The following is a 25,149-nucleotide window of genomic DNA, read 5'->3' on the forward strand; positions in this document are numbered from 1 at the left end:
GCGCCGATCCCGGGCTCGACCGAGGTGGCCGGGCCGCGTCGCCCGGCCACCCCTACCCTGGACGCATGCGCGCGCCGTGGACCCGAGAACCGACGCCCGACCCGGCCGAGGCGACCCGCGCCTCCGCGGCGGGCCGCCCGTCCGGACGCGCCCGGCGGGCCGGCTCACGTGTCGTGGGGTCGCGGCCGACCCGGGTGCTGGCGCGGCACGTGACGGCGAAGGGGCCGCTGCTCGCGGCCGGGTTGACCTACCAGGCGCTCTTCGCCCTGTTCGCGGCCCTGTGGGTGGGCTTCTCGGTCGCGGGGTTCGTCGTCTCGGGCGACCAGGTGCTCCGTGACGAGTTGATCGTGTTCATCCGCTCGGCCGTCCCCGGGCTCATCCAGGACGTCGACGGCACGGGCGTCGTCGACCCCGAGTTGCTGCTCGACGCGTCGGTCTTCGGTTGGACCGGCGCGGTCGCCCTGCTCGGCCTGCTGGTGTCGTCCGTCACGCTGCTCGGCAGCATGCGCGACTGCGTGCGCATCGTGTTCCGGGCACCGCAACCGGTCACGCCGCTCGGCCGACTGATCGTGCGCGACCTCGGCCTGGCCCTCGCCTTCGGGGCCGCGGTCGTCGTGTCGGCGACGCTGTCGCTGCTCAGCACCACGGCGGTCTCGGGCCTGTTGTCCGGGGTGGGCGTCTCGACCCGGTCGATCGCGGGCGAGGCGACCCTGCGCGTGGTCGGCATCGTGCTCGTGTTCGTCTTCGAGACCGCGGTGCTGGCCGTCCTGTTCCGCGTGTTGGCCGGGCTGCACATCCCCTTCCGTCGACTGCTCGCGGGGGCGATGCTCGGAGCGGCCGGGTTCGTCTCGCTGACCGTGGTCGGCGGCGTCGTGCTCCGCGCCACGGGGTCGAACCCCCTGGTCGCCTCGTTCGCGGCCGTCGTCGGACTGTTGATCGTGATCAACCTGCTGTGCCAGGTCCTGCTGCTCAGCGCCGGCTGGATCGCCGTCGGCATGGACGACCTCGGCGTGCTCGCCGACCCGCATCAGGAGGCGGCCCGCCTCCGCCGCCTCGAGGAGGAACGGCGAGCCCAGGAGGCGCGGGCCCGGTCGCGGGGCGGTCGTCTGGTGGACGGCGCCCGCGGGCTGCTCTCGCGGTCGCTGCGGGCCGTCCGCCGGGGTGACCCGTCCGACGCCCCGGGCACGGGGTCTCCCGACGACCCCGGTGACGGTGCCCGCCGCTAGTCTGGAGCCCATGTCCACGCGCCTCCGTCTCGCCACCGTCAACGTCAACGGCGTCCGTGCCGCCTTCCGCAAGGGCATGGGCGACTGGCTCTCGGCTCGCGACGTGGACGTCCTGACGCTCCAAGAGGTGCGCGCCTCGACCGACGACCTCGAGGGCCTGCTCGGCCCCGAGTGGAACGTCGTGCACGACCCGGCCACCGCCAAGGGGCGGGCCGGTGTGGCCATCGCCAGCCGGGGCAAGGCCCACGTGCACCGCGTCGAGCTCGGCCCCGACGACTTCGACAGTGCCGGGCGGTGGCTCGAGGCCGACTACGAGATCGACGGCACCGTCGTGACCGTCGTCAGCACGTACGTCCACTCGGGCGAGGTCGACACCCCCAAGCAGGACGAGAAGTGGAAGTTCCTCGACGCCATGTCGGCGCGGCTCCCCGAGCTCGCCGCCCACAACGAGCTCTCGGTGGTGACGGGCGACCTCAACGTGGGCCACCGCGAACTCGACATCAAGAACTGGAAGGGCAACGTCAAGCGCGCCGGTTTCCTCCCCCGCGAACGCTCGTACTTCGACCGGTTCCTTGGGCCCGCGGGCGAGCAGGTCGTGACCGTCGACGGCACCGGCGGAGAAGGCCTCGGGTGGGTCGACGTGGGTCGACGCTTCGCCGGCGAGGTCGAGGGGCCCTATTCGTGGTGGTCCTGGCGAGGTCAGGCCTTCGACAACGACGCCGGTTGGCGCATCGACTACCAGCTGGCCACCCCGGCGCTGGCCGAGACCGTCGAGCACTACGTGGTCGACCGGGCGGCCGCCTACGACCAGCGCTGGTCGGACCACGCCCCGGTCGTCGTCGACTACCGGCTCTGACCCGCGTCCCACCCCTTCTCTTCTCGCACCACCCCGACCGAGGACCTCATGACCAAGCCCCGTCTCTTCTCCGGCATGCAGCCGTCCGCCGACTCGCTCCACGTCGGCAACTACATCGGCGCCCTGCAGCAGTGGAAGTCGCTGCAGGCGACGCACGACGCCCTGTTCTGCGTCGTCGACCTGCACGCCATCACCGTCCCCCAAGACCCCGCCGCGTTGCGTGCGCAGATCCGCGGCACCGCCGCCCAGTACATCGCCGCGGGCATCGACCCGGCGGAGTCGACGCTGTTCATCCAGTCGCACGTGCCGGCACACACGCAGTTGGCCTGGGTGCTCAACACCCTGACCGGCTTCGGCGAGGCCAGCCGCATGACGCAGTTCAAGGACAAGGCGGCCAAGCAGGGGTCCGACGCGGCCTCGCTCGGCCTGTTCGCCTACCCGACCCTGATGGCCGCCGACATCCTGCTCTACCAGGCCGAGACGGTTCCCGTCGGAGACGACCAGCGTCAGCACGTCGAGCTCACCCGCGACCTCGCCACCCGGTTCAACTCCCGTTTCGGCGAGACCTTCGTCGTGCCCGAGGCGGTGATCCAGAAAGAATCCGCGCGCATCTACGACCTGCAGTCACCCGAGTCGAAGATGAGCAAGTCGGCGGCCACCGACTCCGGAGTCGTGTGGATGCTCGACGAACCGGGCCGCACCGCCAAGAAGATCAAGTCGGCGGTCACCGACGCCGAGCGCGAGATCCGCTTCGACCGCGGGGCCAAAGCGGGGGTCTCCAACCTGCTCACCATCCTGTCGTCGTTCTCGGGCGCCAGCGTGGCCGACCTCGAGGAGCGCTACGCGGGTCGCGGCTACGGCGACCTCAAGAAGGACGTGGCCGAGGTCGTCGTCGAGACCTTCGCGCCCGTCCGCGCCCGAGCCCTCGAACTCCTCGACGACCCGGCCGAGCTCGACCGCATCCTCGCCGTCAACGCCGATCGGGCGAACGAGATCGCCCAGGCCACGATCGACACCGTGTACGACCGCATCGGCTTCGTCCGCAAGGCCTGATCGTGCTGCCGTTCGTGCTCGCGTCGCCGACCCTCGAGTTACGGGTGCCGAGCGCGGCCGACGTGCCGGCCATCGTCGACGCCTGCCGCGACGAGACCCTGCAGCGCTTCACCACGGTGCCCGTGCCGTACGGACGGTCCGACGCCGAGTTCTTCCTGCGACGCATCGTGGACGACGGGTGGGCGACGGGACGCGAGTTCACCTGGGGGCTGCGCCGCCCGGGTTCGGGTCTGCTCGAGGGCGTGGTCAGCGTTCGGCTCCGGTCGTCCGACGTCGGCTTCTGGACGGCCCCCGCCTCGCGGGGTCAGGGGATGATGACCGAGGCGCTCGGCCTGGTGGCCGACTGGGCGTTCGGCGCCGGAGGGCTCCGAGAACTCTTCTGGGAGGGCTACGTGGGCAACGACGCCTCCGCGGCCGTCGCCCGCCGGACGGGGTTCACCTACCAGGGCGTCGGTCCGGGGCTCCACCCGGACCGTGACGGAGGCCACCCCCTCTGCTGGAAGGCCCGCCTACGACCGGGCGACGCTCGGTCGGCGCGAGCCGGTTGGCCCGACCTGGGGCGCCCCGGGGTCCGTCCCGGCGGCTCGGCGGAATACCCCGTGGCCGACGGCGTTGACTCCCTCACCGATGCCGTCGACGGCGTCGCCCGCCCGTCCCCCACCGCGCACGCCCCGGCGCGCGACCGTTCCGTCCCGGAGGCACAGTGAGCATCGATCCGATCGACCACGACGTCCTCGAACGCGCCATGCGCCGGGCCGTCACGCTCGCGCGACGTGGGCCGGCCCGCGGCGTCAACCCCCAGGTCGGTTGCGTCCTCCTGCGTCCCGACGGCAGCGTCGCGGCCGAGGGATGGCACCGGGGCGCCGGCACGCCACACGCCGAGGTCGACGCCCTCTCGCACCTCTCCCCCGGCGAGGCGCGGGGTCTGACCGCCGTCGTCACGCTCGAACCCTGCGACCACGTGGGCCGCACCGGTCCGTGCAGCGTCGCCCTGATCGAGGCGGGCGTCTCCCGCGTCGTCCACGCCGTCGCCGACCCCGGCGCGTCCTCCGGAGGCGGGGCCGAGCGGCTGCGCCGCGCCGGCGTCGAGGTGGTCGACGGCGTGCTCACCGACGAGGCCACCGAGATGGCTCGCCGCTGGTTGGTGACGGCCCGGACGGGCCGACCGTTCGTGACGCTCAAGTGGGCGTCCAGCCTGGACGGTCGCACGGCGGCGTCCGACGGCAGCAGCCGCTGGATCACCGGGACGGCGTCACGGCAGCACGTTCACGAGCAGCGAGCGGCCCACGACGCGATCCTGGTGGGCACGGGCACCGTGTTGGCGGACGACCCCAGCCTGACCGCCCGCGGCGACGGCGGAGAACTGCTCCCCGACCAGCCCCTGCCCGTCGTCGTCGGCACGCGCACCGTGCCGGCCGACGCCGCCCTGCGTCGGCACCCCCGCGACATCGTCGAGACGGGGACGCACGACCTCGAGGCCGTGCTCGACGACCTCGGCACCCGCGGGGTCCGCAGCGTGTTCGTCGAGGGCGGACCGACCGTGGCCAGCGCGTTCGTCCGGCTCGGGCTCGTCGACGACTACGTCGTGTACCTCGCGCCCACGCTGCTCGGCGGCCCCCGGACGGCCCTCGACGACCTCGGCGTGGACCACATCGACGGGCAACGACGACTGCGCGTCACCGACGCGCACCCCCTCGGCGACGACCTGGTGGTCGTCGCCCGCGACACCCCCAGGAGCCCCGCATGACCACCACCCCCGCCGCATCGTCCCAGGTGTCGTTCGAGGTCGAGACCACGGTCCCCACCCGTCACGGCACGTTCCGCATGAGGGCCTACCGCGACACCCTCACCGGGGCCGACCACGTGGCGATCATCGCGAGCGACCCGACCGGCCTCCCCCCGGCGGACGGTGCCCTCGTGCGCGTCCACTCGGAGTGCCTCACCGGTGAGGCGTTCGGCTCCCTCAAGTGCGAGTGCGGGCCACAGCTCGACGCCGCGCTCGACACCATCCGGGACCACGGCGGGGCCGTCGTCTACCTGCGTGGACACGAGGGTCGGGGCATCGGCCTCGTCGACAAGCTCCGGGCCTACCGCCTGCAAGAGGACGGACTCGACACCCTGGACGCCAACCTCGCCCTGGGGCTGCCGGCGGACGCCCGGGACTACGGGGCGGCGGCCGACGTGCTGCGCGACCTGGGGCTCGGCCGCGTCAGGCTGCTGAGCAACAACCCCGAGAAGCGGCGTCAGCTCGGCGAGCACGGCATCGAGGTCACCGAACTGGTGCCCCTCGTCGTCGGCGTCGGTGCCTTCAACGAGGGCTACCTCGACACGAAGCGCGACCGCATGGGCCACGAGCTGCCCGGCCACCTCGGCTCCGACGACTGAGTCCGCGGCGGCCCCCGCTCCCGCGGCGGCTCCCGCTCCCGCAGCCCCGACGTGCGTCCCCACCGGGGTACACGCCGGGGTACGATGGACGACGGCTGTCACGAGCGGCCACCGTCTCACCCGGCCGAGCGATCCGCAGATCCCTGCACCGCGCCTCCGTCCGACCCGTTGCGCCGCACCATGCGCCCGGTCGTCGACGTCCGCCGGGACCTCGACCCCTGCCTCGGAGTGCCCCCGTGTCTGCCCCCACCGTCGACCCGTCGACGTCGTCCGTCCCCGCCACCAACAAGCGCTCGCGCGTCATCGTCGCGAGCCTCATCGGCACCTCGATCGAGTTCTACGACTTCTACGTCTACGCGACCGCCGCGGTGCTCGTCTTCCCGACCATCTTCTTCGCCAACGACGACCCCGCCGTGGCCCGCCTCGCCTCGTTCGCGGTCTTCGGCGTCGCGTTCATCGCCCGGCCCGTCGGGTCGATCGTCTTCGGCCACTTCGGCGACCGCATCGGCCGCAAGGGCACCCTCGTGGCGTCGCTGCTGACGATGGGCATCGCCACGGTGCTGATCGGGTGCATCCCGGCGGGCACCACGCCCGGTTGGGCCGTCGCCGGCCCGGCCTGCCTCGTCGTGCTGCGCTTCTGCCAGGGCCTGGGCCTCGGCGGCGAGTGGAGCGGTGCCGCGTTGCTCGCGACGGAGAACGCCCCGGCGAACCGCCGCGCGATCTACGGCACGTTCCCCCAGCTGGGTGCGCCCATCGGCTTCATCATCGCCAACCTGCTCTTCGTGCTGCTGAACACGACCCTCACCGAGGAGCAGTTCATGGCCTGGGGATGGCGCCTGCCGTTCCTGGCGAGCGCGGTGCTGGTGATCATCGGCCTCTACGTCCGGTTCAAGTTGATCGAGACGCCGGCGTTCCAGAAGGTCGTCGACTCGGGCAACGTCGCGACCCTCCCGCTCGCCCGCGTGTTCCGGTCGAGCTGGCGCCCCCTGCTGCTCGGCACGTTCATCATGCTGGCGACCTACACGCTCTTCTACCTGATGACGACGTTCACGCTGACCTTCGGGACGGCCGACGCCGCGGGCGACCCGGCCGGCCTGGGCATCCCCCGGACGCAGTTCCTCTGGATGCTGATCCTCGGCGTGGTGTTCTTCGGCGTCTTCACCCTCGTGTCGGGGCCCTTGGCCGAGAAGTACGGTCGCCGCGCGATGCTCATCTGCGTGACGGCGGGCATCCTCGTCTTCGGCTTCACGTTCGCCCCGCTGTTCGCCGCGGGGGCCCTCGGCGCGCAGGCGTTGCTCATCATCGGCTTCGTCCTGATGGGGCTGACCTTCGGACCGATGGGGGCCGTGCTGCCCGAGCTGTTCCCCACGAGCGTGCGCTACACCGGTTCGGCGATCAGCTACAACGTCGCGAGCATCCTCGGTGCCGCCGTGGCCCCGTTCATCGCCGTCGCGCTCTGGACGGCCGCGGGCGGCAGCACCTGGCTCGTGGGGCTCTACCTGTCCTCGATGGCGGTGTTGACCCTGATCGCGCTCGTGCTCAGCCGTGAGACCCGCGACGTCGACTACGACACGGCCGGCTGACCGGACGCGACGTGCCCTGCCGCCCGGCCCGCGCCTCCTGAGCGGAGGCGCGGGCCGGTCTCGTGACGCAGGTGGAAGTCACCGGGACGAAGTACGGTCGTAGTCGGCGGAGGCACCGCCCGCGACACCGACCGCCGCACCCCGCGACGCCGGTCACCTGGCACGAGAGGCATCATGAGCTCCGACACACGCGCGCGCACGACGACGTCCGACGGGAAGGAGGCGCGGGTCGACCCACCGGCCGCGCCCCGGTCGCGGTGGGGTCGCCGTCCGCAGCCAGAGGGTCCGCGTGCCACGTTCCGTCAGCTGTTGCCCTACCTGTTCGAGCACAAGAAGGTCATGGCCGTCATCATCGTGCTCAGCGTCCTGGGTGCCGCGGCGTCGCTCGGTCAGCCGTTGCTCGTGCAGCAGGTCATCTCGGCCGTGCAGGAAGGCGTGACGCTCGGTCCCCTCGTCTGGGCCCTGGTCGCGCTGGTCGTCGTGGCCGGGCTGATCAGCGGGTTCCAGCACTACCTGCTGCAGCGCACCGGCGAGGGCGTCGTCCTGTCGAGCCGCCGTCGCCTCGTCGGACGCATGCTCCGGTTGCCCGTCAGCCAGTTCGACACGCGCCGGACGGGCGACCTCGTGTCGCGGGTCGGCTCGGACACCACCCTGCTGCGGGCCGTGCTCACCCAGGGGCTCGTCGAGGCGATCGGTGGCAGCCTCACCTTCGTCGGCGCCCTGGTCGGCATGTTCCTGATCGACCCCGTTCTGCTCGGACTGACCGTGCTCGTCGTCGCCGTCTCGGTCGTCGTCGTCGTGCTGTTGTCCGGACGCATCCGCGTGGCGAGCCGGCAGGCGCAGGAGAAGGTGGGTGACCTGACGGCCGCCGTCGAACGCGCCATCAGCTCGGTCCGCACGATCCGCGCCTCGGGCGCCACCGAACGCGAGATCGTCGCCGTCGAGCGAGACGCCGAGGGCGCCTACCGACGGGGGCTGCAGGTCGCGCGCATCTCGGCCCTGGTCGTGCCGATCTCGTCCGTCGCCCTCCAGGCCTCCTTCCTCGTGGTGCTCGGCGTCGGAGGTTACCGGGTGGCCAGCGGTGCCATCGAGATCGCCTCGCTCATCTCGTTCGTGCTCTTCCTCTTCCTCATGATCATGCCGCTCGGCCAGGCTCTCGGCGCCGTGCTCAGCGTCAACCAGGCCCTGGGGGCGCTCGGACGGATCCAGGAGATCCTCGACCTGCCGAGCGAGACCGACGGCGACGAGCGCCTCGCGGCCGAGGTCGCGACCCGTGAGGCGGGCGCCGGTGGTCTGGAGGCGGACGACGGCATCGCCGTCCGGTTCGACGACGTGCACTTCCGCTACCCCGACTCGCCGGTCCCCGCCGGGCCGGCGACGGGGGGCCCGCAGGTCTCCGGCGACCCGGTCCACGTCTCGGGCGAAGGCCCCGCCGACGACGACCTCACGGTGTTGCGAGGCGTGAGCTTCTCGGTGCCCGTCGGCAAGCGCACGGCACTCGTCGGCCCCTCGGGAGCAGGGAAGAGCACGATCCTGACGCTCATCGAGCGTTTCTACGACCCGACCTCGGGTGCCGTGCGCGTGGGGGGCGCCGACGTGCGCACCCTCGACCGGCGCGACCTGCGGTCCCGCATCGGCTACGTCGAACAGGACGCCCCGGTCCTCGCCGGCACCATCCGCGACAACCTCACCCTGGGTTCGCCCGAGGCGACGGACGACGACTGCCGTCGGGTCCTCGAGGCCGTGAACCTCACCGCCGTCCTCGAACGCGGCGACCAGGGCCTCGACGCCCAGGTCGGCGAGGACGGGGTGATGCTCTCCGGAGGCGAGCGCCAGCGCCTGGCCATCGCCCGCACGCTGCTCAACGCGCCGCCGATCCTCCTGCTCGACGAGTCGACCTCGAGCCTCGACGGCCTCAACGAGCAGCGCCTCCGCGAAGCGATCGACGCGGTGGCCGAGAACCGCACGCTCATCGTCATCGCCCACCGGCTGTCGACCGTGGTCGACTCCGACCAGATCGTCGTCGTCGACGCCGGGCGGGTGGTCGGTGTGGGCACCCACTCCGAACTGGTGGGGACGACGCCGCTGTACAAGGACCTGGCGAAGCACCAACTCCTCGTCTGAGGCCGGGCTCCGCGCGCGACGGGGCGCGGCCACGACACCGTGCGACGATGGCCCGATGAGCGATGTCGCCCCCGCGGTCCTGACCCACGTCGAGCGCGGGGTCGGTGTCGTCACCCTCAACCGCCCGGAGAAGATCAACGCGGTGACGCTCGAGATGCTCGGGCTCGTCGAGCAGGCGCTCGACGCCTGGGAGGACGATTCGCGGGTCTCGGCGGTGCTGTTGCGGGGCGCCGGGCCACGGGGGTTCTGTGCCGGGGGCGACATCGCGTGGATCCACGCCGCCGCCACGACGGACCCTCGGCGCAGCGTGGACATGTGGCGGCGCGAGTACCGTGGCACGCTGCGGCTGTCGCGCTGGTCGAAGCCGATCGTGTCGCTGCTCGACGGCATCGCGATGGGTGCCGGCATCGGGCTCGGCGGTCACGTCACGCTCCGCATCGTCACCGAACGCAGCTCGGTGGGCATGCCGGAGACCCGCATCGGGCTGACACCCGACGCGGGCGGGAGTTTCTTGCTGTCGCGAGCCCCGGGCGAGCTCGGCACCCACCTCGCGCTGACGGGCCGCGCGATGACGGCTGCCGATGCCCTGCACACGGGCTTCGCCGACCTGTTCGTCCCGTCCTCCGAGCTGACTCGAGTCCTGCCGGCACTGGCCGAGGGCGGCCCCGACGCCGTGCGGGCGCTGGGCACGACGGCGGGGCCGTCCGAGCTCGCGGATGCCGCCGGGTGGATCGATCGCGCCTATCGCGGCGACGACGCCGGGACGATCGTGTCCCGCCTGCACGAGCTCGCCGAGGAGGGTCTCGCCGACGCCGGAGCCGTGGTCGACGACCTCGTGGCGGCGTCGCCCACGTCGGTGGTCCTGACCCTCGAAGCCCAGAGGCGGGCGGCCCGTCTACCCGACCTCGAGGCCGTGCTGGGGCAGGAACTCGGCATCGTCACCTCGCTCGCCGCATCACCGGATCTCGTCGAGGGCATCCGGGCACGCGTGATCGACAAGGACCGCCGGCCCCGGTGGTCGCCGTCGACCCTCGCCGAGGTCGACGTCGAGGCGACGCTCGCGACGGTCGACTGGTCCACGCGGCTCTGACCGGGAACGAGTCGACCGCCGCCCCGCTCGCCGCGGCCGGCTGCTCGCGGTTCGCCGCGAGCCACCGGCTCAGAGGCGGACCACGCGTCCCTCCCCCGCGGAACGGCGGGCGGCCTCGATGACCTCGAGTGCCCGGACCGCGTCCCAGGGGTCGACCGGGAGGTCGCCGTCGCCTCGGAGCGCCCGGGCCAGTCGGGAGTAGAACTCGGGATAGCGCCCCGGATCGGTCGACTCGTCGCGACGCGTGCCGCCCGTGACGACGACACCACGACGATCGCCCGCGTCGACCCCGTAGGTGGGATCGACCGGCGGCAGTCCGGACGACAGTTGGGCCTCTTGCGGGTCGAGGCCGTGCACCTCGTACGCGCCGGCCGACCCCAGCACCCGGAACCTCGGCCCGGGGAGGGCTGCGACGTGGCTCATCGTGAGCCGCGACCGTCGACCCCCGTCGTGCTCGAGCGATAGATGCACGTCGTCGTCGGCCGAGCCGGTGGGGCGGCGGGTCGCGATCTCGGCGTGGACGGACCGGACCGGCCCCAGGAGGCGCATGACCTGGTCGACGAGGTGCGGGCCCAGGTCGAACAGGATGCCGCCACCATCGGCGGGTGTGGCCCGACGTTTCCAGCCGACGCGGTTCTCGAGCTTCCACGGCTCGAAACGCGACTCGACCGTGTGCACGTCGCCCAGCTCACCCGACCCCGCGAGACGCGTCGCCGTCAGGAAGTCGCCGTCCCACCGCCGGTTCTGGTAGACCGTCAGCGGCCGCCCCAGCGACTCGGCGAGCCCGACGAGCCTGCGGGCGTCGTCGGCAGAGGTCGCGAGCGGCTTGTCGACCACCACGGCGGCCCCGGCTCGCAGGGCGCGCACCGCGGTCTCGACGTGGGTGTCGTTCGGGGTGGCCACGACGACCAGGTCGAGTTCACGACGCCAGAGCTCGTCGACGTCTGCGACGACCTCGGCACCGGGATGCGCCGCGACGGCCTGCCCCGCACGGTCGGGGTCGCGCGTGACGACGGCATCGACCTGCCAGGCCGGGTCCGCCGCCAGGAGCGCGCCGTGGAACACCCGTCCTGCGAGCCCGTAGCCCACGATGCCGACGCGCAGCGGCTCGACGGCGCTCATGCGGCGGCGAACGGGTCGGGGGTGAGCACGTAGACCGTCTCGAGGTACTCGTGGATGCCCTCGGCACCGCCCTCGCGGCCGAGGCCCGACGACTTGACGCCGCCGAACGGGGCCGAGGCGTTCGACACCACGCCGACGTTCAGCCCGAGCATGCCGGTCTGCAGCCGCTCGGCCAGCCGCTGCCCTCTGGCGAGGTCCCGCGTGAAGGCGTAGGCGACGAGCCCGAACTCGGTGTCGTTCGCGAGGCGGACCCCCTCGGCCTCGTCTCGGAACGTCGAGACGGCCAGGACGGGGCCGAAGATCTCGGTCGTCAGGATCTCGCTGCCGGGGGCGACGCCCGACACGACGGTCGGCTCGAAGAACGTGCCCGGACCGTCGACGGGGTGGCCGCCGGTCTCGACCACCGCGCCGTGGGCGACGGCGTCGCGGACCAGGCGGTCGGCCTTGTCGACGGCCCGGTCGTCGATCAACGGGCCCACGGAGACCCCGTCGTCGGTCCCCGCGCCCACCCGGAGCCCGCGTACGCGCTCGACCACCCGGGCGGTGAACTCGTCGGCGACCGACTCGTGCACGATGAACCGGTTGGCGGCCGTGCAGGCCTGGCCCACGTTGCGGAACTTCGCCTGCATCGCGCCCTCGACCGCGGCGTCGAGGTCGGCGTCGTCGAAGACGACGAAGGGGGCGTTGCCCCCGAGTTCCATCGAGGTGCGCAACACCTGCTGGGAGGCCTGCGTCAGCAGCGTCGAACCGACCGGCGTCGACCCCGTGAAGCTGAGCTTCCGGAGGCGCGGGTCACGGATCAGGGGCTCGCACACGTCGTTCGCCGACAGGGTCGTCACGACGTTCACCACCCCGTCGGGAACACCCGCCTCGGCGAGCAGGGCGGCGAAGGCGAGCGTCGTGAGCGGCGTCAGCTCGGCCGGCTTGACGACCACCGTGCAGCCGGCGGCGAGGGCGGGCGCGATCTTGCGGGTCGCCATGGCGAGGGGGAAGTTCCACGGGGTGATCAGCAGGCAGGGGCCCACCGGGCGGTGCAGCACCGTCGTCCGGCCGGTGCCCTCGGGGTTGGTGCCGTAGCGACCCGAGACGCGCACGGCCTCTTCGGAGAACCAGCGGAGGAACTCGCCGCCGTAGGTGACCTCGCCGAGCGACTCGTCCAGCGGCTTGCCCATCTCGAGCGTCATCAGGAGGGCGAAATCGTCGCGCCGCTGCATCAGCAGGTCGAAGGCGCGACGCAACACCTCGCTGCGGTGGCGGGGGGACGTGGCCGCCCAGTCCTCTTGCGCGGCGACCGCGGCGTCGAGGGCCCGCAGGCCGTCGGCGGGAGTGGCGTCGGCCACCGCGACCAGGACCTCGCCCGTGGCCGGGTCGACGACGTCGATCGTCTCGCCGGAGGACGACGGGCCCCACGAGCCCCCCACGAAGAGGCCGGTGGGCACGGCCTCGACCACGCGACGACGCTCGGCGGCCGTCACGACCGGGCGGCTCACGCCGGGACCCCGGTCGAGCCGTCGACGACGTCGGACGACGGGACCGTGCGCACGCCGGCCGCGCGCAGCTCGGCCAGGGCGGCCTCGCTCGGAGACGGGGCCACACCCGCCACGAGGTCGGTCAGCACCGTGACCCCGAGCCCGGCGGTGACGGCGTCGAGGGCCGAGGCCCGGACGCAGTGGTCGGTCGCCAGACCGACGACGTCGACCTCGTCGACGCCCGTCGCGGCGAGGACGTCACCGAACGGCCGCCCGTCGTCGACGAGCCCGTCGAACAACGAATAGGCCGGCCGACCGTCGCCCTTGAGCACGTGGACGTCGACGAGGGCGGTGTCGAGGTCGGGGTGGTAGTCGGCACCGGTCGACCCCTGCACGCAGTGGACCGGCCACGAGTCGACGAAGTCGGGCTCGAGGCTGAAGTGGCCGCCGTTGTCGCCGTCGGCCGCGTGCCAGTCGCGGCTGGCGACGACGAGGTCGTACCGGTCGCGATGGGCGCGGAGGTGGTCGGTGACCGCCTGCGCGACGTGGGCGCCGCCGGTGACCCCGAGCGCGCCTCCTTCGGTGAAGTCGTTCTGGACGTCGATGACGAAGAGTGCTCTGGTCATGCCACCATTCTCGCGCGCCGCACCGACAGCGGCACGCCTCAGCCGTTGGCCAGGTTGTCGCCGCAGTTGTAGACGGCCGTCGTCAGGGTGTCGAGGGCGGCCCGCGCGTCGTCCTGCACGGAGCCGATCGCGTAGAAGGCGAAGGTGAGCTTCGTGCCGTCCGCCGCGTCCACCGTACCGGCCAGGGTGTAGGCCGTGTCGATCCAGCCGGTCTTGGCGTGCACGGCACCACGGGCCACGGCGTTCGCGCCCGTGAACCGGGAGGCGAGCGTGCCCGTCTTGCCCGACACCGGCAGCGCGTCGTAGACGACGCCGAGGCCGTGCTCGCGGTTCAGGACCTGGATCATCAGGCGCGCGACGAAGGTCGAGGGCACGGCGTCGTTCTCGCTCAGGCCGGACCCGTCGATGATCGTGAGCGAGGACGTGTCGAGACCGTAGGTCGACGAGAGCACGGACTTGTAGAGGGCGGTGAGCGACGCGGCCGACCCGTCGGCACCGGACGCCTTCGACGAGACGCGAGCGAGCATCTCGGCGAGGGTGTTGTCGGAGGTCGGCAGCAGCTGCGAGATCAGGCGGCTGACCGGCTGGGACGACACCTGGGCGATCACGGTGCCGCTCGTGGCGGCGCCCTGGGTCATGGTGGCGGAGTCGGCGCCGACGACGCCCGCGGCGACGAGCGCGGAGCGGAAGGCGTCGCCGGCACGGGCGACGGGGTCGGTGCTGCGCGGACTCGTCTGGGCCGCGGGGTTCGCCCGGTCGCCGTCGACCATGAGGGCGGTGACCTCGGAGTGGTACCCGATGGTCTGCTCGGTGCGCTTCCAGGACGGGTCCCACTTGTCGGAGGGGTTCCAGAAGGTGGCGTCGAGCGTGATCTGCGTGAGGGGCTGCTCGCCGAGCGACGCCTTCACCTGGGTCGCGAGGTCGGCCACCGTGGGGGCCCCGGCGTACACGCTCGAGCCGGTGGCGCTGAGCGTCGCGTCACCGCCGCCGACCAGGGACACCGCACCCGTCCCGGCGTCGCCGGTCACCCGGGTCGTGAGACGCGCGTCGGGCCCGAGGACCGACAGGGCGACCGCGCTCGTCAGGGTCTTCAACACGCTGCCCGTGCGAGCCGGGGTCGAACCGTTGCGGTCGAAGAGGACCTCGCCCGTGGCGGCGTTGACCACGCTGCCCTCGAACTGGGCGAGACGGGCGTCGGACGCGGCCCCGGTGACCGAGCAGGTCCGGAGGCGCGTGGCACCCGGGATCTCGGCGGGAACCGAACGGGCAGGGTCGACCGAGGGGGTCGGGGTCGGGGTGACCGTGACCGCCGGCTCGGGGCTCGACGCGGCGGCCCGTGCCGTCCCGGCGTCGGGCGCGGTGGCGGCCCCGGCGGCCACGGCGCCGCCGCCGAGCAGCGCGAAGGCGAGGACGCCCGCCGTCACGACGACCCCCCGCGGACGCGAGGAGACCCAACGCCGCACCGCGCCCGGCCCCGTGGACCGGGCCGCGTCGCCGGAGCCGACGCCGTCGCCCCCCGTGGTCGACTCGGGACGGTCGTGACGTGGCTCACCCTGATCGCTCATCGAGGACATCATACGGAGCCTCGTGCCCACGTCATCCCTCGGAGGGGTACCGCACGCCGATCTGTCGGCGGACCTCGTCCATGGTGCGCATGACGCCGACGACGTCGGCGGCGGTCAGCAGCGGACTCTCTCGCTCGCCCGCCGCCACGACCCGTTCGAGTTCGAGCGCCTGGTGGTGCATGCCCCTCAGCCCGTTCTCGTCGGCCTCGTAGCGTTCGACCACGGCGTCGTCCTGATCACGCACCGTGAAGCCCCCGGGCGCGTAGAACGTGTCGTCGACGTCGATGCGACCGGCGGTGCCGAGCAGCGTCGCCGTGTTGCGCCCCGAGGTGTCGAGGGCGGCGTACAGCTGGGCCGTCGCACCCGACTCGTGACCGAGCTGGATCGCGACGCGGGCGTCCACGCCCTGGTCGCTCAGCGTGGCGGCGGCCGACACCGTCGAGGGCGCCCCGAGCAGGTCGTCCGCGAACGACACCGGGTACACCCCGAGGTCGAGCAGGGCCCCGCCGCCGAGGGCCGGGTCGTTGATGCGGTGGTGGGGATCGGTGGGCAGCGACTGGACGTGCACGGCCGTCAGGAGGCGCACCTCGCCGATGACCCCGGAGCGCACGACCTCGCGCAGTCGCGCGCTCTGCGGCGTGTACCGCGTCCACATCGCCTCGAGGACGACCACGCCGGCCTCGCGAGCGGCCGCGAAGACCCTCTCGGCCTCCGTGGCGTTCACGGTGAAGGCCTTCTCGACGAGGACGTGCTTGCCGGCCGCGATGGCCAGAAGGGCGTTCTCGGCGTGGAACGGGTGCGGGGTGGCGACGTAGACCACGTCGACCTCGGGGTCGGCGACCAGGTCGTCGTAGCTGCCGTGAGCCCCCGGGACCCCGGCACGGTCGGCGAACTCGCGCGCCTTGGCCAGGTCTCGCGACCCGACGGCGGAGACGGTCGACCCCGCCCCCTGCAGGTCGGACGTGAAGGTGGCGGCGATGCCGCCGGCGCCGAGGATTCCCCATCGAAGTGTCATGCGGACTGTCTACCAGTCACCGCCGACGGGGAGGCCCGCAAGGGTCGAGGCGCCGTCCCGCGGTTCGTTCAGCAGGCGTACCAGCGACTGGCCGAACGGATGAAGTCCGGGCTGTCGTCCGGCGCTCCCCCGTGCACGGCGGCGAACCCGACACAGGCGTGCGCGAGGTCCCCGCGGAAGTCCGGTCGGTAGACGGCGTCGCGGTGCGGGGCCGAGGCCCACCACTTGGCGGCGGCGACGTCGCCCGTGGTCGACGTGCCGCCCGCGAGGTTGCCGTCGCAGCCGACCGGGGGCACCCCGTCGCTGCGGACCACCTCGCCCTTGTGCCCCCAAGCGCTCAACGGATCGGGGCTCGGGTCGCCGGCGACCCAGAAGAGGTACTGCTCGAGGCACGCGTCGTACCGCACGTTCGCGGCCGGCAGCAGCCCGAGGCACGCCGCCTGGCGCCGCTCGTCGTACGCCGTCCGGAACGCGTCGAGGTCGGCGGCGGTGGTGCCCGTGGCGCCGCTCGCCGCGTCGGGGGCACCCGTCGCGCCGCTCCCGGCATCGGCGCCGGGCTGCGCGGGCGAGGGGACGGAGGCGCCGGTGGCGTCGTCGACGCACCCCGCGCCTCCTGCGTCCTCGGCCGTGGGGCCCGCCTCGGATGCGGGGTCGCCGCTCGCGAGGACCACCGTCGTCGGTCCGTCGGCCACGCCGGCCGTCGCGAGGGCCGAGGAGTCGCCTCCGGCCCAGACGACGAGGAGGATGCCCGCCAGGACGGCGGCGAGCAGCGCGGTGCAGATCACTCGGAGGGGCATGCGGGCCACCTCCTTCCGGCATCAGGTGGTCGTCGCAGATCGACCGTAGGGCGACGGGACGACGCCCGGGGGCCGTTCGGGGTACAAGTCGACGACGCCCTCACCACTATTGGGGGCGGAGGGACCGGGACCGGGGCCTCGAGACGGCACGCCCTCGGACGAGAACAGCCCCGGGTCGTGGTGACCCGGGGCTGTGGTGGAGCCGCTTATCAGAATCGAACTGATGACCTTCTCATTACGAGTGAGACGCTCTACCGACTGAGCTAAAGCGGCGGTGCCGGCCTCGGCCGGTTGCCCGTGCCTCGCGGCACGATTAGATACTGTACAGGATCAGCGGACCTCACGCGTCACGAGACGACCGAGCTCGACGAAGCTGGCCTCCATGCGGGCGCGCAGGCTGTACCGCATGTCGCTGAGGTGGTCCACGTCGTCGTCGTCGATCCACTCGGCCCAGGCATGGCGGAGGGTGGCGATGCTGACCAGCGACACCAGGTGCGCGCGGCTGAGCAACGAGGCGTCGACGGCGTCGTCCGCCACTCCCTCGTCGGCCGCCATGCGTTGCGCGACGACGGTCGTCAGTCGCTCCTCGAAGACGCGCGTCGACGCGATGCGACGGGCCAGCAGGTCGGGGTGCGCCCGCAGCACCCGGCGACGCAGGACGACGAGCTCGCGATCGACCGTGGCCGACTCGACCGCGTGCGTCAGCAGCTGGATCAGGCTCGACAACACGGGCTCGTCGCGTTGGGCCACGAACCGCTCGAGGTCTCGACCGTCCGGCAGCGCGGGCGGATCGCCGACGACGGCTTCTTCCTTGGAGGGGAAGTAGTTGAAGAAGGTCCGCGGCGAGACGTCGGCCCGGCGGCTGACCATGTCGACCGTCACCGCGTCGAGCCCGTGTTCGACGATGAGGTCGAGGACGGCGACCTGGATCGCTCGTCGGGTGGCCAGACGTTTGCGCTCGCGCAGACCGGGGGCGGCGTTCGGGTCGCTCATCAGGCCATCATCGCTCATGCCGCCGGGGAAAGGGGTGGACGCCCCCTCGCCGATCCGGCGCTCGCGCCGGTGCCGCCGGGCCGGTGCCGCCGGGCCGGTGCCCCCGGCGCCGGTGTCGCCGGCGCGGGTCAGCGGGTGGCATGACGGCTGACGACCACCAGCATGGCTTCGAGCGCCATGGCCGGCGACACGTTGGCCTCGATGCGGCGGCGGGCCAGGGCGATCGCGTCGAGGACGGCCAGGGTCGCGGCCGGCGTGGAAGCGGTCGCCGCGGCGTCGAGCTGTGCCCGGATGGCCTCGTTGATGGGCTGCTCGTCGACGCCCAGCTGCAGCAGCAGGACGTCTCGGTACAGCGAGAGGAGGTCGACCATGATGCGATCGATCCCGTCGCGGAGGCTCCGGGTCGCTCGCCGTTTCTGGTCGTCCTCGAGGGCGCGCAGTTGGCTTCGCAACGCCGGAGGCACGGTGCCACCCGGCTCGACGCCCAGGGAGCGCAGCGCGCTCGCCCGTTCTTCGGCGTCACGCTCTTCCGTGATCGCCTTGGCGTCGTCGCCGGCCACTGCGAGCAGGGTCGCCGCCGCGATGACGGCGTCCGAGACGCTGCGGATGCCCAGGGCGGTCTCGAGGGTCTGGCGACGTCGCGACCTCGCCGAGGCGTCGAGCGCCAGGCGCCGCGCCATGCCGATGTGGCTCTGGGCCTCCCGGGCCGCCACGAGGGCGATCTCGGGCTCCACCCCGTCGCGGTCCTCGAGGAGCGCGGCGACGTCGGCCACGGCGGGCATGCGGAGGCGCACGCTGCGGACGCGGGAGCGGATCGTCGGGATGAGGTCGGCCTCACTCGGGGCGCACAGCAGCCAGACCGTCCGGGGTGGCGGCTCCTCGAGCGCCTTGAGCAGGAGGTTCGAGGTGCGCTCGGTCATGCGGTCGGCGTCCTCGATGACGACCACCCGGTAGCGACCCACCGACGGCGAGAACTGGCTCGCCGCGACCAGGGACCGGACCTCGTCGATCGTGATGATGATGCGTTCCGTGCTGAGGACCGCGAGGTCGGGATGCGACCTCGCGGCGACCTGCCGGAGGGTCGCCTCCTCGTCGGCCGGCTCTCGTGAGAGCAACGCGGCCGCGAAGGCGTAGGCGAGGTTGGAGCGACCCGAGCCGGGCGGGCCGGTGATGAGCCACGAATGGGTCATCGAGGCGTTGCCGGGCTGGGTGGAAGCCGCCGCGGTCAACGCCTCGATGGCGTCGGGCTGACCCGTGAGGTGTTCCCAGAGGGGCATGGTCAGCGTGCGCCCTCGACTCGAGGGCCTACCCCGCCGGTCACTCGGCCGCCGGGGCCTTCGGGGCCGACGTCTTCGCGGCCGGCGCCTTCTTCGCCGCGGCGGTCGTCTTGGCGGTGGCCGTCTTCGCGGTGGTGGCCTTCTTGGCCGGTGCCTTGGCCGTGGCGGCCTTCTTGGCGGGTGCCTTCTTGGCCGGAGCCTTCTTGGCGGCCGCCTTGGGTTTGGCCGGACCCTTGGCCCGCTTGTCGGCGAGCAGCTGGACGGCGCGGTCGAAGTCGACCTCTTCCACCGTCTCGCCCCGCGGGATGGTCGCGTTCGTCTCGCCGTCGGTGACGTACGGGCCGAACCGGCCGTCCTTCACCTTGATGGGCTTGCCGCTCACCGGATCGGCCTCGAACTCCTTCAGGGAGCTGCTGGCCTTGCGGGCACCGTACTTCGGCTGGGCGTAGAGCTCGAGCGCCCCGGGCAGGTCGATCTCGAAGATCTGGTCCTCGCTCGTCAACGACCGGGTGTCGGTGCCCTTCTTGAGGTAGGGGCCGTAGCGCCCGTTCTGCGCCTGGATCTCGTCGCCGCTCTCGGGGTCGGTGCCGACGGTCCGGGGCAGGTCGAGCAGCCGCAGCGCCGTGTCGAGGTCGACCGTGTCGACGCCCATGCTCTTGAAGAGCGACGCCGTACGTTCTTTCGGAGCGGCGGCCTTCTTGGCGGGGGCCTTCTTCGCCGGAGTTTTCTTGGCCCCGGTCGTGGTCGCGGCGGCGGACGACGGCTCGGTCACCTCGCCCGTGGCGGGGTCGGCCGTGATCTCGTCGGTCGCCGACTCGGGGGTCCGTTCGGTCACGTACGGGCCGAAGCGGCCGTCCTTCGCGATGACCTCCTTGCCCGTCTCGGGGTTCAGCCCCAGCACGCGGTCGCCGACGACGGGGGCGTCGATGAGCTCGCGCGCCTTCTCGGCCGTCAACTCGTCGGGGGCGAGGTCCTCGGGAACGTTGACCCGACGGGGCGTCTCGGGGTCGTCGCCCGGCGCCTCGAGGTAGGGGCCGTAGCGACCGATGCGCAGGGTCACTCCGTCGGCGAGCACGATGGAGTTGATGTCGCGCGCGTCGATCTCGCCCAGGTTGTCGATGACCTTGCGGAGACCGCGGTGCGACTCGTTGCCGAAGTAGAAGCCGTTCAACCAGTCCACGCGGTCGGCGTCGCCGCCGGCGATGAGGTCGAGGTCGTCCTCCATGCTGGCCGTGAAGTCGTACTCGACCAGGTCGGCGAAGTAGTCCTCGAGCAGACGGACCACCGAGAAGGCGATCCAGTTCGGGACGAGGGCCGTTCCGCGAGGGGTGACGTAGCCACGGTCGACGATGGTCGACATGATGGCGGCGTAGGTCGAGGGGCGTCCGATGCCGAGCTCTTCCAGGGTCTTGACGAGGCTCGCCTCGGTGTAGCGCGGCGGTGCCGACGTGTCGTGGCCCTTCGCCTCGACCTCGTCGAGGTCGAGGGCCTGACCGGCGGTCAGCGGGGGCAGCTTGGCCTCGGCCGGCTCGGCGGCGCCGTGGCGGTCCTCGTCACGACCCTCTTCGTAGGCGTTGAGGAACCCGCGGAAGGTGATCACCGTGCCGGACGCGGCGAACTCGGCGAGCGTCCCGGCGGCGGCGCGGGGCGCGATGCCCTCGACCGGTCCCGAGGTCGTCGCCGAGACGACGACCGAGGCGGTCGAGCCCTTGGCGTCCGCCATCTGCGAGGCGACCGTGCGCTTCCAGATGAGGTCGTAGAGCTTCCAGTCGTTGCCCCGGAGGACGTTCTGCATCTCGGACGGCGTCTTGAAGGTGTCACCCGACGGACGGATCGCCTCGTGCGCCTCCTGGGCGTTCTTGCTCTTGCCCGTGTACAGCCGGGGCTTGTCGGGGACGGTGTCGGACCCGTAGAGCTTGGCCGCCTGGCTGCGCGCCGCACCGATCGCCTGCTGCGACAGCGCCGGCGAGTCGGTTCGCATGTAGGTGATGTGGCCGTTCTCGTAGAGCGACTGCGCGACGCTCATGGTCTGTCGGGCCGAGAAGCGCAGCTTGCGCGCTGCCTCCTGTTGGAGGGTCGACGTCGTGAAGGGAGCTGCCGGACGACGGGTGTAGGGCTTCGAGTCCACCGAGCCGACGACGATCTCGACGTCCGAGGAACCCAGCGCCTCGGCGAGCGCCCGCGAGGCCGCCTCGTCGAGCGCGACGGCATCGTTCTTCAAGCGGCCCCGGTCGTCGAAGTCGCGCCCCGCGGCCACGCGTCCTCCGTTGACGCGGACGAGGCGTGACCCGAAGGCGACCTTCGACTCCCCCTCGGCCGCGACGGGCTCGAATGTCGCGGTGAGGTCCCAGTAGGAGGCGGAGACGAAGGCGAGGCGTTCACGCTCGCGGTCGACGACGAGACGGGTCGCCGCCGACTGCACGCGCCCGGCCGAGAGGCCGGGGCCGACCTTGCGCCACAGCACGGGCGAGACCTCGTAGCCGTAGAGGCGGTCGAGGATGCGACGGGTCTCTTGCGCATCGACCAGGGCGGTGTCGAGGTCGCGGGTGTTCTCCTGCGCCTTCTGGATGGCGTCCTTCGTGATCTCGTGGAAGACCATGCGCTTGACCGGCACCTTGGGCTTGAGCTCTTGCAGGAGGTGCCACGCGATGGCCTCGCCCTCGCGGTCCTCGTCTGTCGCGAGGTAGAGCTCGTCGGCGTTCTTCAGCGCGCGCTTGAGGTCGGAGACCGTCTTCTTCTTGGCGTCGGAGACGACGTAGTAGGGCTCGAAGCCGTTCTCGACGTCGACGGAGAACTTGCCCATCGACCCCTTCTTCAGCTCGGCCGGGAGGTTCTTGGGCTCGACGAGGTCGCGGATGTGACCGACGGAGGCGAGCACCTCGTATCCGTCGCCGAGGTACTGCCCGATCGTCTTGGCCTTGGCGGGCGACTCGACGATGACCAGTTTCTTCGTGCCTGGCACGGGACTCCTTGGGTGGTGGTGCGGCGACCCGGTCCGACGGACCGGGCGAGGGGCTGCAGGGCGAGGACGGGGTGCTCGATCGCTCCCACCGACCCCGAGGAACGTCGGGAGCCGTGCAGCCGACAGCCACACCATACACACCCGACGCCCGGGCCCCCTTCACGGGCCGCCGCCCCGGGACGGGGCCGTCGCGGGCGGCGGACCGGCGGTCGCCCGGGCCCCGACGTCGAGGGGACCGAAGGTCGTCGAGACCTCCACCGTGACCTCCGCACCCGCGACGACGCAGGCCGAGAGAGAGACGCCGTTCGCCTCGGCGGTCGCGGCGGCGCGGTCGCAGGCGGCACCGACGACGGCCCCCGACAGGGCGTCGGCTGCGGCGAGCGCCGACGCGTCGGCCGCCCCGGCCGTGCGCGACCGGACCGCGAGGGCCGAGTGCGATCCGACGAGCGCGACGGCGAGGACGGTGATCGTCACGAGCGCGCCGGCCGCCAGCACGCTCGAGCTGCCGCGGTCGCTCCCGAGGAGCTGGCGGACGGTCATCCCCCGGCCCGCGGTGCGCAGCTGCGGGAGGCCAACGCGACCTCGCCGACGAGACCGAGCCGTACCTGCCGGCGGAGGTCGACGCAGACGAGGTCGGCGGTGACGGACTCGGACACCGCCGCGCCCGGCGCGAGCCGGGCGAGGGTCGGGCCGACCGAACCACGGTCGCCCCGGGCGGTCTGCCGGGCGACCACGGCTGCGGCGTCGGCGAGGCGGACCGACTGCGAGGTCACGCCCAGGCTCGCCGCGACGAACGAGACGACCAGGATCAGGGCGGGCATCGTCATCGCGAACTCGACCGTCGCGCTTCCCCTCTCGTCGTCCACTCGACGGAGGAGACGGACGAGGCGCGCACGGACCCCGGTCGTCACGGCGATCACCCGACCGACAGGGCGGACCGGACCAGGTCGGAGAGGATGCTCCGGACCTCGTCCGACCTCATGATCGTGACGAGCAGGCCGGCGAAGCCCACCGCGGCCATGACCCCCCGTTCTCGGTTTCTCCGGTCTCGCGCATGAACAGGCGTGCGTCGAACTTGCCAGAGATGTGGACATACTCGGGTCGGGAGGTCGTGTAGACACCGGCCATCTGAACCTCGATGCCTAGGATTTCGATGATCTCTCGCCGCTGCTCTCTGCCCATGTCGCGCAGCCTTCCCTTGGCCCTCTCCGCGAGTTGCACGATGTCCGTGAGGTTCTGAGCCTTCTGGCTTTCCGAGGCCAGCAGGAGGGCGTAGGCGGCCTTGCGCTCGCGCAATTCAGCCAGCTCGCGGCCGAGCGCGGCAGAGGCCTGCCGGAGGGGTTCGGGGTCGTCGGCCAACAACATCTCTCGCGTGGCTCGGGCCAAGGCCCGTTCCATTCTCCCGATCTGGGTGTCGACCCCGGAGACCGCCTCCGCGGTGCCCGTAGCTGTGGCGTCGGCCGGGACCTCGAGCCACTGCCGCGCCAGTGCTTCCAGTCGGGCAGGGTCACCCAAAAGGGCCTCGACTTGCGACCAGACGCGGGCGTCGAGGTCCTGCACCTGAACCTGGACACACGAGCATTTGTCCTGCCCCTTGATGTGTTTGCGGCCCGAGCATCTGTACACGTCGTAGTCCTTCCCCGCGATGCTGACGCCGTAGTAGACCGCGCCGCATTCGCCGCGCAGCCGGGTGGCCAGCATCTGCCGGGTTTCGGGCCGTGCATGACCGCGCGTCGAGCGCCGTGCAAACTCCCGGACGATCGCGGCGTGTTGTCGCTTCGTCAGGGGCGGGTTGCCGATCTGCACCTCGATGGGGTCCCCGTAGAGCGGCTTGCCGTGCCGGTCAAGCTTGGTGTGGTGACTCCGCTTGTACATTGAACCGGTCTCGGCGGCTCCCCAAACGACTACACCGCTGTGCATGGTCTCGTTGGCAAAGGTGCGACGCAGCACGCCCGGGTCCCACTTGGTCGTGCAGGGCAGCCCCTTCTCGGCGGACTCGTGCGCCCGGCGGGTCAGCAGTCCTGCGTCGTTGAGTCGGTCGGCCACCTGCCCGGCGGTGAGGTGCTTTCGTACCAGCAGGTCGTAGACCACAGTGACGATATGGCGCTCGCGGTCATCGGGCACTGGGTGGGCGTTGCGGGCCGTGCCCTCAAGCTTCCAGCCAAATGGGGGTTTGCCCCCAGGCCAGTTACCATTCATCGCCTTGGCGCGCTGTCCGCCAACTGTGCGCGCCACGATGACATCGCGCTCCATCTCGGCGAAACCAGCCAGCATCGTGCGCATCAGTCGCCCTTGTGGGGTCGACATGTCGATCTGCTCCTTCACGATGAGCAGGGGGATGCCGAGCGACTGCAACCGGTCGGTCTCGGCAATGGCGTGGCCAGCGTTCCTTGCAAACCGATCAAGCTTGGCGACGACTACGGCGTCGACCTTGCGGGTTTGCGCATCGGCGAGCATGCGCCGCCACGCTGGGCGCTCGTCGGAGGTACCAGACAGGCCTTCGTCGGCGTAGACCTCGCCGAGGGTCCACCCCGGGTGCGCCATGATCGCGGCCTCACAGATTGCCCGCTGTTCGGCTAGTGACGTGTTGTCGACCTGGTCTGCGGTTGAGACCCGGAGGTACACCGCCGCCCGGACGGCGGGCGCGCTGGTCGCAGGTGCAGCCTTCATGCGTTCCGCTCCTCCAACTGGCGGGCCTTCCACGCCTTGACTGCGGGTCGGGCTGTTGCGGCGGCGTCCGTGGCGGCCCTGGCCCAGGTGCGGTCCTCGGCGGTGCCGGTCTCCCCGAACTTGTGCCTTGCGCGCAGCGCCCAATCAGCGGCGCGGTCCGCCCAGGCCGCAGCCTCGGTGATCCGGCCCGCGTCGAGTGATTGCAGGGCCGCGTCGGCCGCGTTTTGAGCGGCGTCGGCGGCTACGGCGGTGTACGAGTTGGGGGTGATCAATACTGACATTGTGGGCTCCCATCCAGAATGTTGTACGTCAAGTAAATCAGTTGCAATAGGTTTC

The 25,149-nt window shown here is 72.0% G+C and carries 21 protein-coding genes, 1 tRNA gene and 2 pseudogenes; 9 read left to right on the top strand and 15 right to left on the bottom strand.

Features of this window, described 5'->3' with window-relative positions; genetic code table 11:
• Positions 1-65 precede the first annotated feature (65 nt).
• The 9 genes and pseudogenes from ACIOSR_RS04035 (at position 66) to ACIOSR_RS04075 (ending at position 10,317) form a co-directional block, all read left to right on the top strand.
• Entirely contained in the window at positions 66-1,226 is a 1,161-nt protein-coding gene (locus ACIOSR_RS04035) for a YihY/virulence factor BrkB family protein (RefSeq protein ID WP_123570466.1), read from the top strand.
• Positions 1,227-1,236: 10 nt separating this feature from the next.
• Positions 1,237-2,082 carry an exodeoxyribonuclease III gene (locus tag ACIOSR_RS04040; RefSeq protein WP_056046429.1) on the top strand — a complete coding sequence of 282 codons (846 nt, stop codon included), beginning with the start codon at positions 1,237-1,239 and terminating at the stop codon, positions 2,080-2,082.
• Between the two features lie 48 nt (positions 2,083-2,130).
• A complete protein-coding gene (gene trpS / locus ACIOSR_RS04045) occupies positions 2,131-3,135 on the top strand; it encodes a tryptophan--tRNA ligase (RefSeq protein WP_082460299.1) in 1,005 nt (334 codons plus the stop codon).
• A 2-nt stretch (positions 3,136-3,137) separates the two neighbouring features.
• The gene (locus ACIOSR_RS04050; RefSeq protein WP_192124730.1) at positions 3,138-3,842 is read left to right on the top strand and encodes a GNAT family N-acetyltransferase; all 705 of its coding nucleotides are present in this window, start codon (positions 3,138-3,140) and stop codon (positions 3,840-3,842) included.
• Between the two features lie 38 nt (positions 3,843-3,880).
• Positions 3,881-4,882, top strand: a complete 1,002-nt coding sequence (ribD, locus tag ACIOSR_RS04055; RefSeq protein WP_402752202.1) for a bifunctional diaminohydroxyphosphoribosylaminopyrimidine deaminase/5-amino-6-(5-phosphoribosylamino)uracil reductase RibD — start codon at positions 3,881-3,883, stop codon at positions 4,880-4,882.
• A 17-nt stretch (positions 4,883-4,899) separates the two neighbouring features.
• A pseudogene (gene ribA / locus ACIOSR_RS04060) lies at positions 4,900-5,520 on the top strand (GTP cyclohydrolase II); the annotation flags it as partial.
• A 236-nt stretch (positions 5,521-5,756) separates the two neighbouring features.
• On the top strand, positions 5,757-7,103 hold the full coding sequence (locus ACIOSR_RS04065) for an MFS transporter (RefSeq protein ID WP_056046434.1): 1,347 nt from the start codon (positions 5,757-5,759) through the stop codon (positions 7,101-7,103).
• Positions 7,104-7,277: 174 nt separating this feature from the next.
• Positions 7,278-9,227 carry an ABC transporter ATP-binding protein gene (locus ACIOSR_RS04070; RefSeq protein ID WP_402751885.1) on the top strand — a complete coding sequence of 650 codons (1,950 nt, stop codon included), beginning with the start codon at positions 7,278-7,280 and terminating at the stop codon, positions 9,225-9,227.
• Between the two features lie 55 nt (positions 9,228-9,282).
• The gene (locus tag ACIOSR_RS04075) at positions 9,283-10,317 is read left to right on the top strand and encodes an enoyl-CoA hydratase/isomerase family protein (RefSeq protein WP_056046437.1); all 1,035 of its coding nucleotides are present in this window, start codon (positions 9,283-9,285) and stop codon (positions 10,315-10,317) included.
• A 69-nt stretch (positions 10,318-10,386) separates the two neighbouring features.
• Here the strand turns inward: ACIOSR_RS04075 and ACIOSR_RS04080 are convergent, their stop codons facing one another.
• From ACIOSR_RS04080 to ACIOSR_RS04150, 15 genes and pseudogenes are all read right to left on the bottom strand, one after another.
• A complete protein-coding gene (locus tag ACIOSR_RS04080) occupies positions 10,387-11,439 on the bottom strand; it encodes a Gfo/Idh/MocA family oxidoreductase (RefSeq protein ID WP_402751886.1) in 1,053 nt (350 codons plus the stop codon).
• Positions 11,436-12,929, bottom strand: coding sequence for an NAD-dependent succinate-semialdehyde dehydrogenase (locus tag ACIOSR_RS04085; protein WP_402751887.1), 1,494 nt, complete (start codon positions 12,927-12,929; stop codon positions 11,436-11,438). The genes ACIOSR_RS04080 and ACIOSR_RS04085 overlap by 4 nt, the downstream gene beginning before the upstream one ends.
• Positions 12,926-13,534, bottom strand: coding sequence for an isochorismatase family protein (locus tag ACIOSR_RS04090; RefSeq protein ID WP_159825450.1), 609 nt, complete (start codon positions 13,532-13,534; stop codon positions 12,926-12,928). The genes ACIOSR_RS04085 and ACIOSR_RS04090 overlap by 4 nt, the downstream gene beginning before the upstream one ends.
• Positions 13,535-13,572: 38 nt before the next feature.
• Positions 13,573-15,099, bottom strand: coding sequence for a D-alanyl-D-alanine carboxypeptidase/D-alanyl-D-alanine-endopeptidase (dacB, locus tag ACIOSR_RS04095; protein ID WP_402751888.1), 1,527 nt, complete (start codon positions 15,097-15,099; stop codon positions 13,573-13,575).
• Positions 15,100-15,130: 31 nt separating this feature from the next.
• Positions 15,131-16,114 carry a Gfo/Idh/MocA family protein gene (locus ACIOSR_RS04100; protein WP_285062947.1) on the bottom strand — a complete coding sequence of 328 codons (984 nt, stop codon included), beginning with the start codon at positions 16,112-16,114 and terminating at the stop codon, positions 15,131-15,133.
• A gap of 68 nt (positions 16,115-16,182) precedes the next feature.
• On the bottom strand, positions 16,183-16,911 hold the full coding sequence (locus ACIOSR_RS04105) for a hypothetical protein (RefSeq protein ID WP_402751889.1): 729 nt from the start codon (positions 16,909-16,911) through the stop codon (positions 16,183-16,185).
• A 197-nt stretch (positions 16,912-17,108) separates the two neighbouring features.
• Positions 17,109-17,184, bottom strand: a tRNA-Thr gene (locus ACIOSR_RS04110).
• A 57-nt stretch (positions 17,185-17,241) separates the two neighbouring features.
• Positions 17,242-17,904 carry a TetR/AcrR family transcriptional regulator gene (locus ACIOSR_RS04115; RefSeq protein ID WP_055971509.1) on the bottom strand — a complete coding sequence of 221 codons (663 nt, stop codon included), beginning with the start codon at positions 17,902-17,904 and terminating at the stop codon, positions 17,242-17,244.
• 128 nt (positions 17,905-18,032) lie between these two features.
• The gene (locus tag ACIOSR_RS04120; RefSeq protein WP_192124717.1) at positions 18,033-19,181 is read right to left on the bottom strand and encodes a DNA polymerase III subunit delta'; all 1,149 of its coding nucleotides are present in this window, start codon (positions 19,179-19,181) and stop codon (positions 18,033-18,035) included.
• A 40-nt stretch (positions 19,182-19,221) separates the two neighbouring features.
• Positions 19,222-22,143: a type I DNA topoisomerase gene (gene topA, locus ACIOSR_RS04125; RefSeq protein ID WP_402751890.1), complete on the bottom strand. Its 2,922-nt coding sequence runs from the start codon at positions 22,141-22,143 to the stop codon at positions 19,222-19,224.
• Positions 22,144-22,302: 159 nt separating this feature from the next.
• A complete protein-coding gene (locus ACIOSR_RS04130; RefSeq protein ID WP_402751891.1) occupies positions 22,303-22,683 on the bottom strand; it encodes an Rv3654c family TadE-like protein in 381 nt (126 codons plus the stop codon).
• On the bottom strand, positions 22,680-23,009 hold the full coding sequence (locus ACIOSR_RS04135; RefSeq protein ID WP_402751892.1) for a TadE family type IV pilus minor pilin: 330 nt from the start codon (positions 23,007-23,009) through the stop codon (positions 22,680-22,682). Before ACIOSR_RS04135 ends, ACIOSR_RS04130 begins: the two co-directional genes overlap by 4 nt.
• A gap of 50 nt (positions 23,010-23,059) precedes the next feature.
• Positions 23,060-23,164: pseudogene (locus tag ACIOSR_RS04140) on the bottom strand (DUF4244 domain-containing protein); the annotation flags it as partial.
• Entirely contained in the window at positions 23,122-24,813 is a 1,692-nt protein-coding gene (locus ACIOSR_RS04145; RefSeq protein WP_402751893.1) for a recombinase family protein, read from the bottom strand. The pseudogene ACIOSR_RS04140 and the gene ACIOSR_RS04145, both read right to left, overlap by 43 nt.
• Positions 24,810-25,085 carry a hypothetical protein gene (locus tag ACIOSR_RS04150; protein WP_402751894.1) on the bottom strand — a complete coding sequence of 92 codons (276 nt, stop codon included), beginning with the start codon at positions 25,083-25,085 and terminating at the stop codon, positions 24,810-24,812. The genes ACIOSR_RS04145 and ACIOSR_RS04150 overlap by 4 nt, the downstream gene beginning before the upstream one ends.
• Positions 25,086-25,149: the final 64 nt, after the last annotated feature.

The organism is Frigoribacterium sp. NPDC087798 (assembly GCF_044742985.1).
In the GTDB taxonomy this organism is placed as follows: Bacteria; Actinomycetota; Actinomycetes; order Actinomycetales; family Microbacteriaceae; genus Frigoribacterium.

Coding starts and splice junctions, on each gene's coding strand:
- ACIOSR_RS04040 (WP_056046429.1), top strand. CDS start 1,237: ATGTCCACGCGCCTCCGTCTCGCCACCGTCAACGTCAACGGCGTCCGT.
- ribD (WP_402752202.1), top strand. CDS start 3,881: ATGCGCCGGGCCGTCACGCTCGCGCGACGTGGGCCGGCCCGCGGCGTC.
- ACIOSR_RS04075 (WP_056046437.1), top strand. CDS start 9,283: ATGAGCGATGTCGCCCCCGCGGTCCTGACCCACGTCGAGCGCGGGGTC.
- ACIOSR_RS04105 (WP_402751889.1), bottom strand. CDS start 16,911: ATGCCCCTCCGAGTGATCTGCACCGCGCTGCTCGCCGCCGTCCTGGCG.
- ACIOSR_RS04035 (WP_123570466.1), top strand. CDS start 66: ATGCGCGCGCCGTGGACCCGAGAACCGACGCCCGACCCGGCCGAGGCG.
- ACIOSR_RS04115 (WP_055971509.1), bottom strand. CDS start 17,904: ATGAGCGACCCGAACGCCGCCCCCGGTCTGCGCGAGCGCAAACGTCTG.
- ACIOSR_RS04145 (WP_402751893.1), bottom strand. CDS start 24,813: ATGAAGGCTGCACCTGCGACCAGCGCGCCCGCCGTCCGGGCGGCGGTG.
- trpS (WP_082460299.1), top strand. CDS start 2,131: ATGACCAAGCCCCGTCTCTTCTCCGGCATGCAGCCGTCCGCCGACTCG.
- dacB (WP_402751888.1), bottom strand. CDS start 15,099: ATGAGCGATCAGGGTGAGCCACGTCACGACCGTCCCGAGTCGACCACG.
- ACIOSR_RS04100 (WP_285062947.1), bottom strand. CDS start 16,114: ATGACACTTCGATGGGGAATCCTCGGCGCCGGCGGCATCGCCGCCACC.
- ACIOSR_RS04130 (WP_402751891.1), bottom strand. CDS start 22,683: ATGACCGTCCGCCAGCTCCTCGGGAGCGACCGCGGCAGCTCGAGCGTG.
- ACIOSR_RS04090 (WP_159825450.1), bottom strand. CDS start 13,534: ATGACCAGAGCACTCTTCGTCATCGACGTCCAGAACGACTTCACCGAA.
- ACIOSR_RS04080 (WP_402751886.1), bottom strand. CDS start 11,439: ATGAGCGCCGTCGAGCCGCTGCGCGTCGGCATCGTGGGCTACGGGCTC.
- ACIOSR_RS04120 (WP_192124717.1), bottom strand. CDS start 19,181: ATGCCCCTCTGGGAACACCTCACGGGTCAGCCCGACGCCATCGAGGCG.
- ACIOSR_RS04070 (WP_402751885.1), top strand. CDS start 7,278: ATGAGCTCCGACACACGCGCGCGCACGACGACGTCCGACGGGAAGGAG.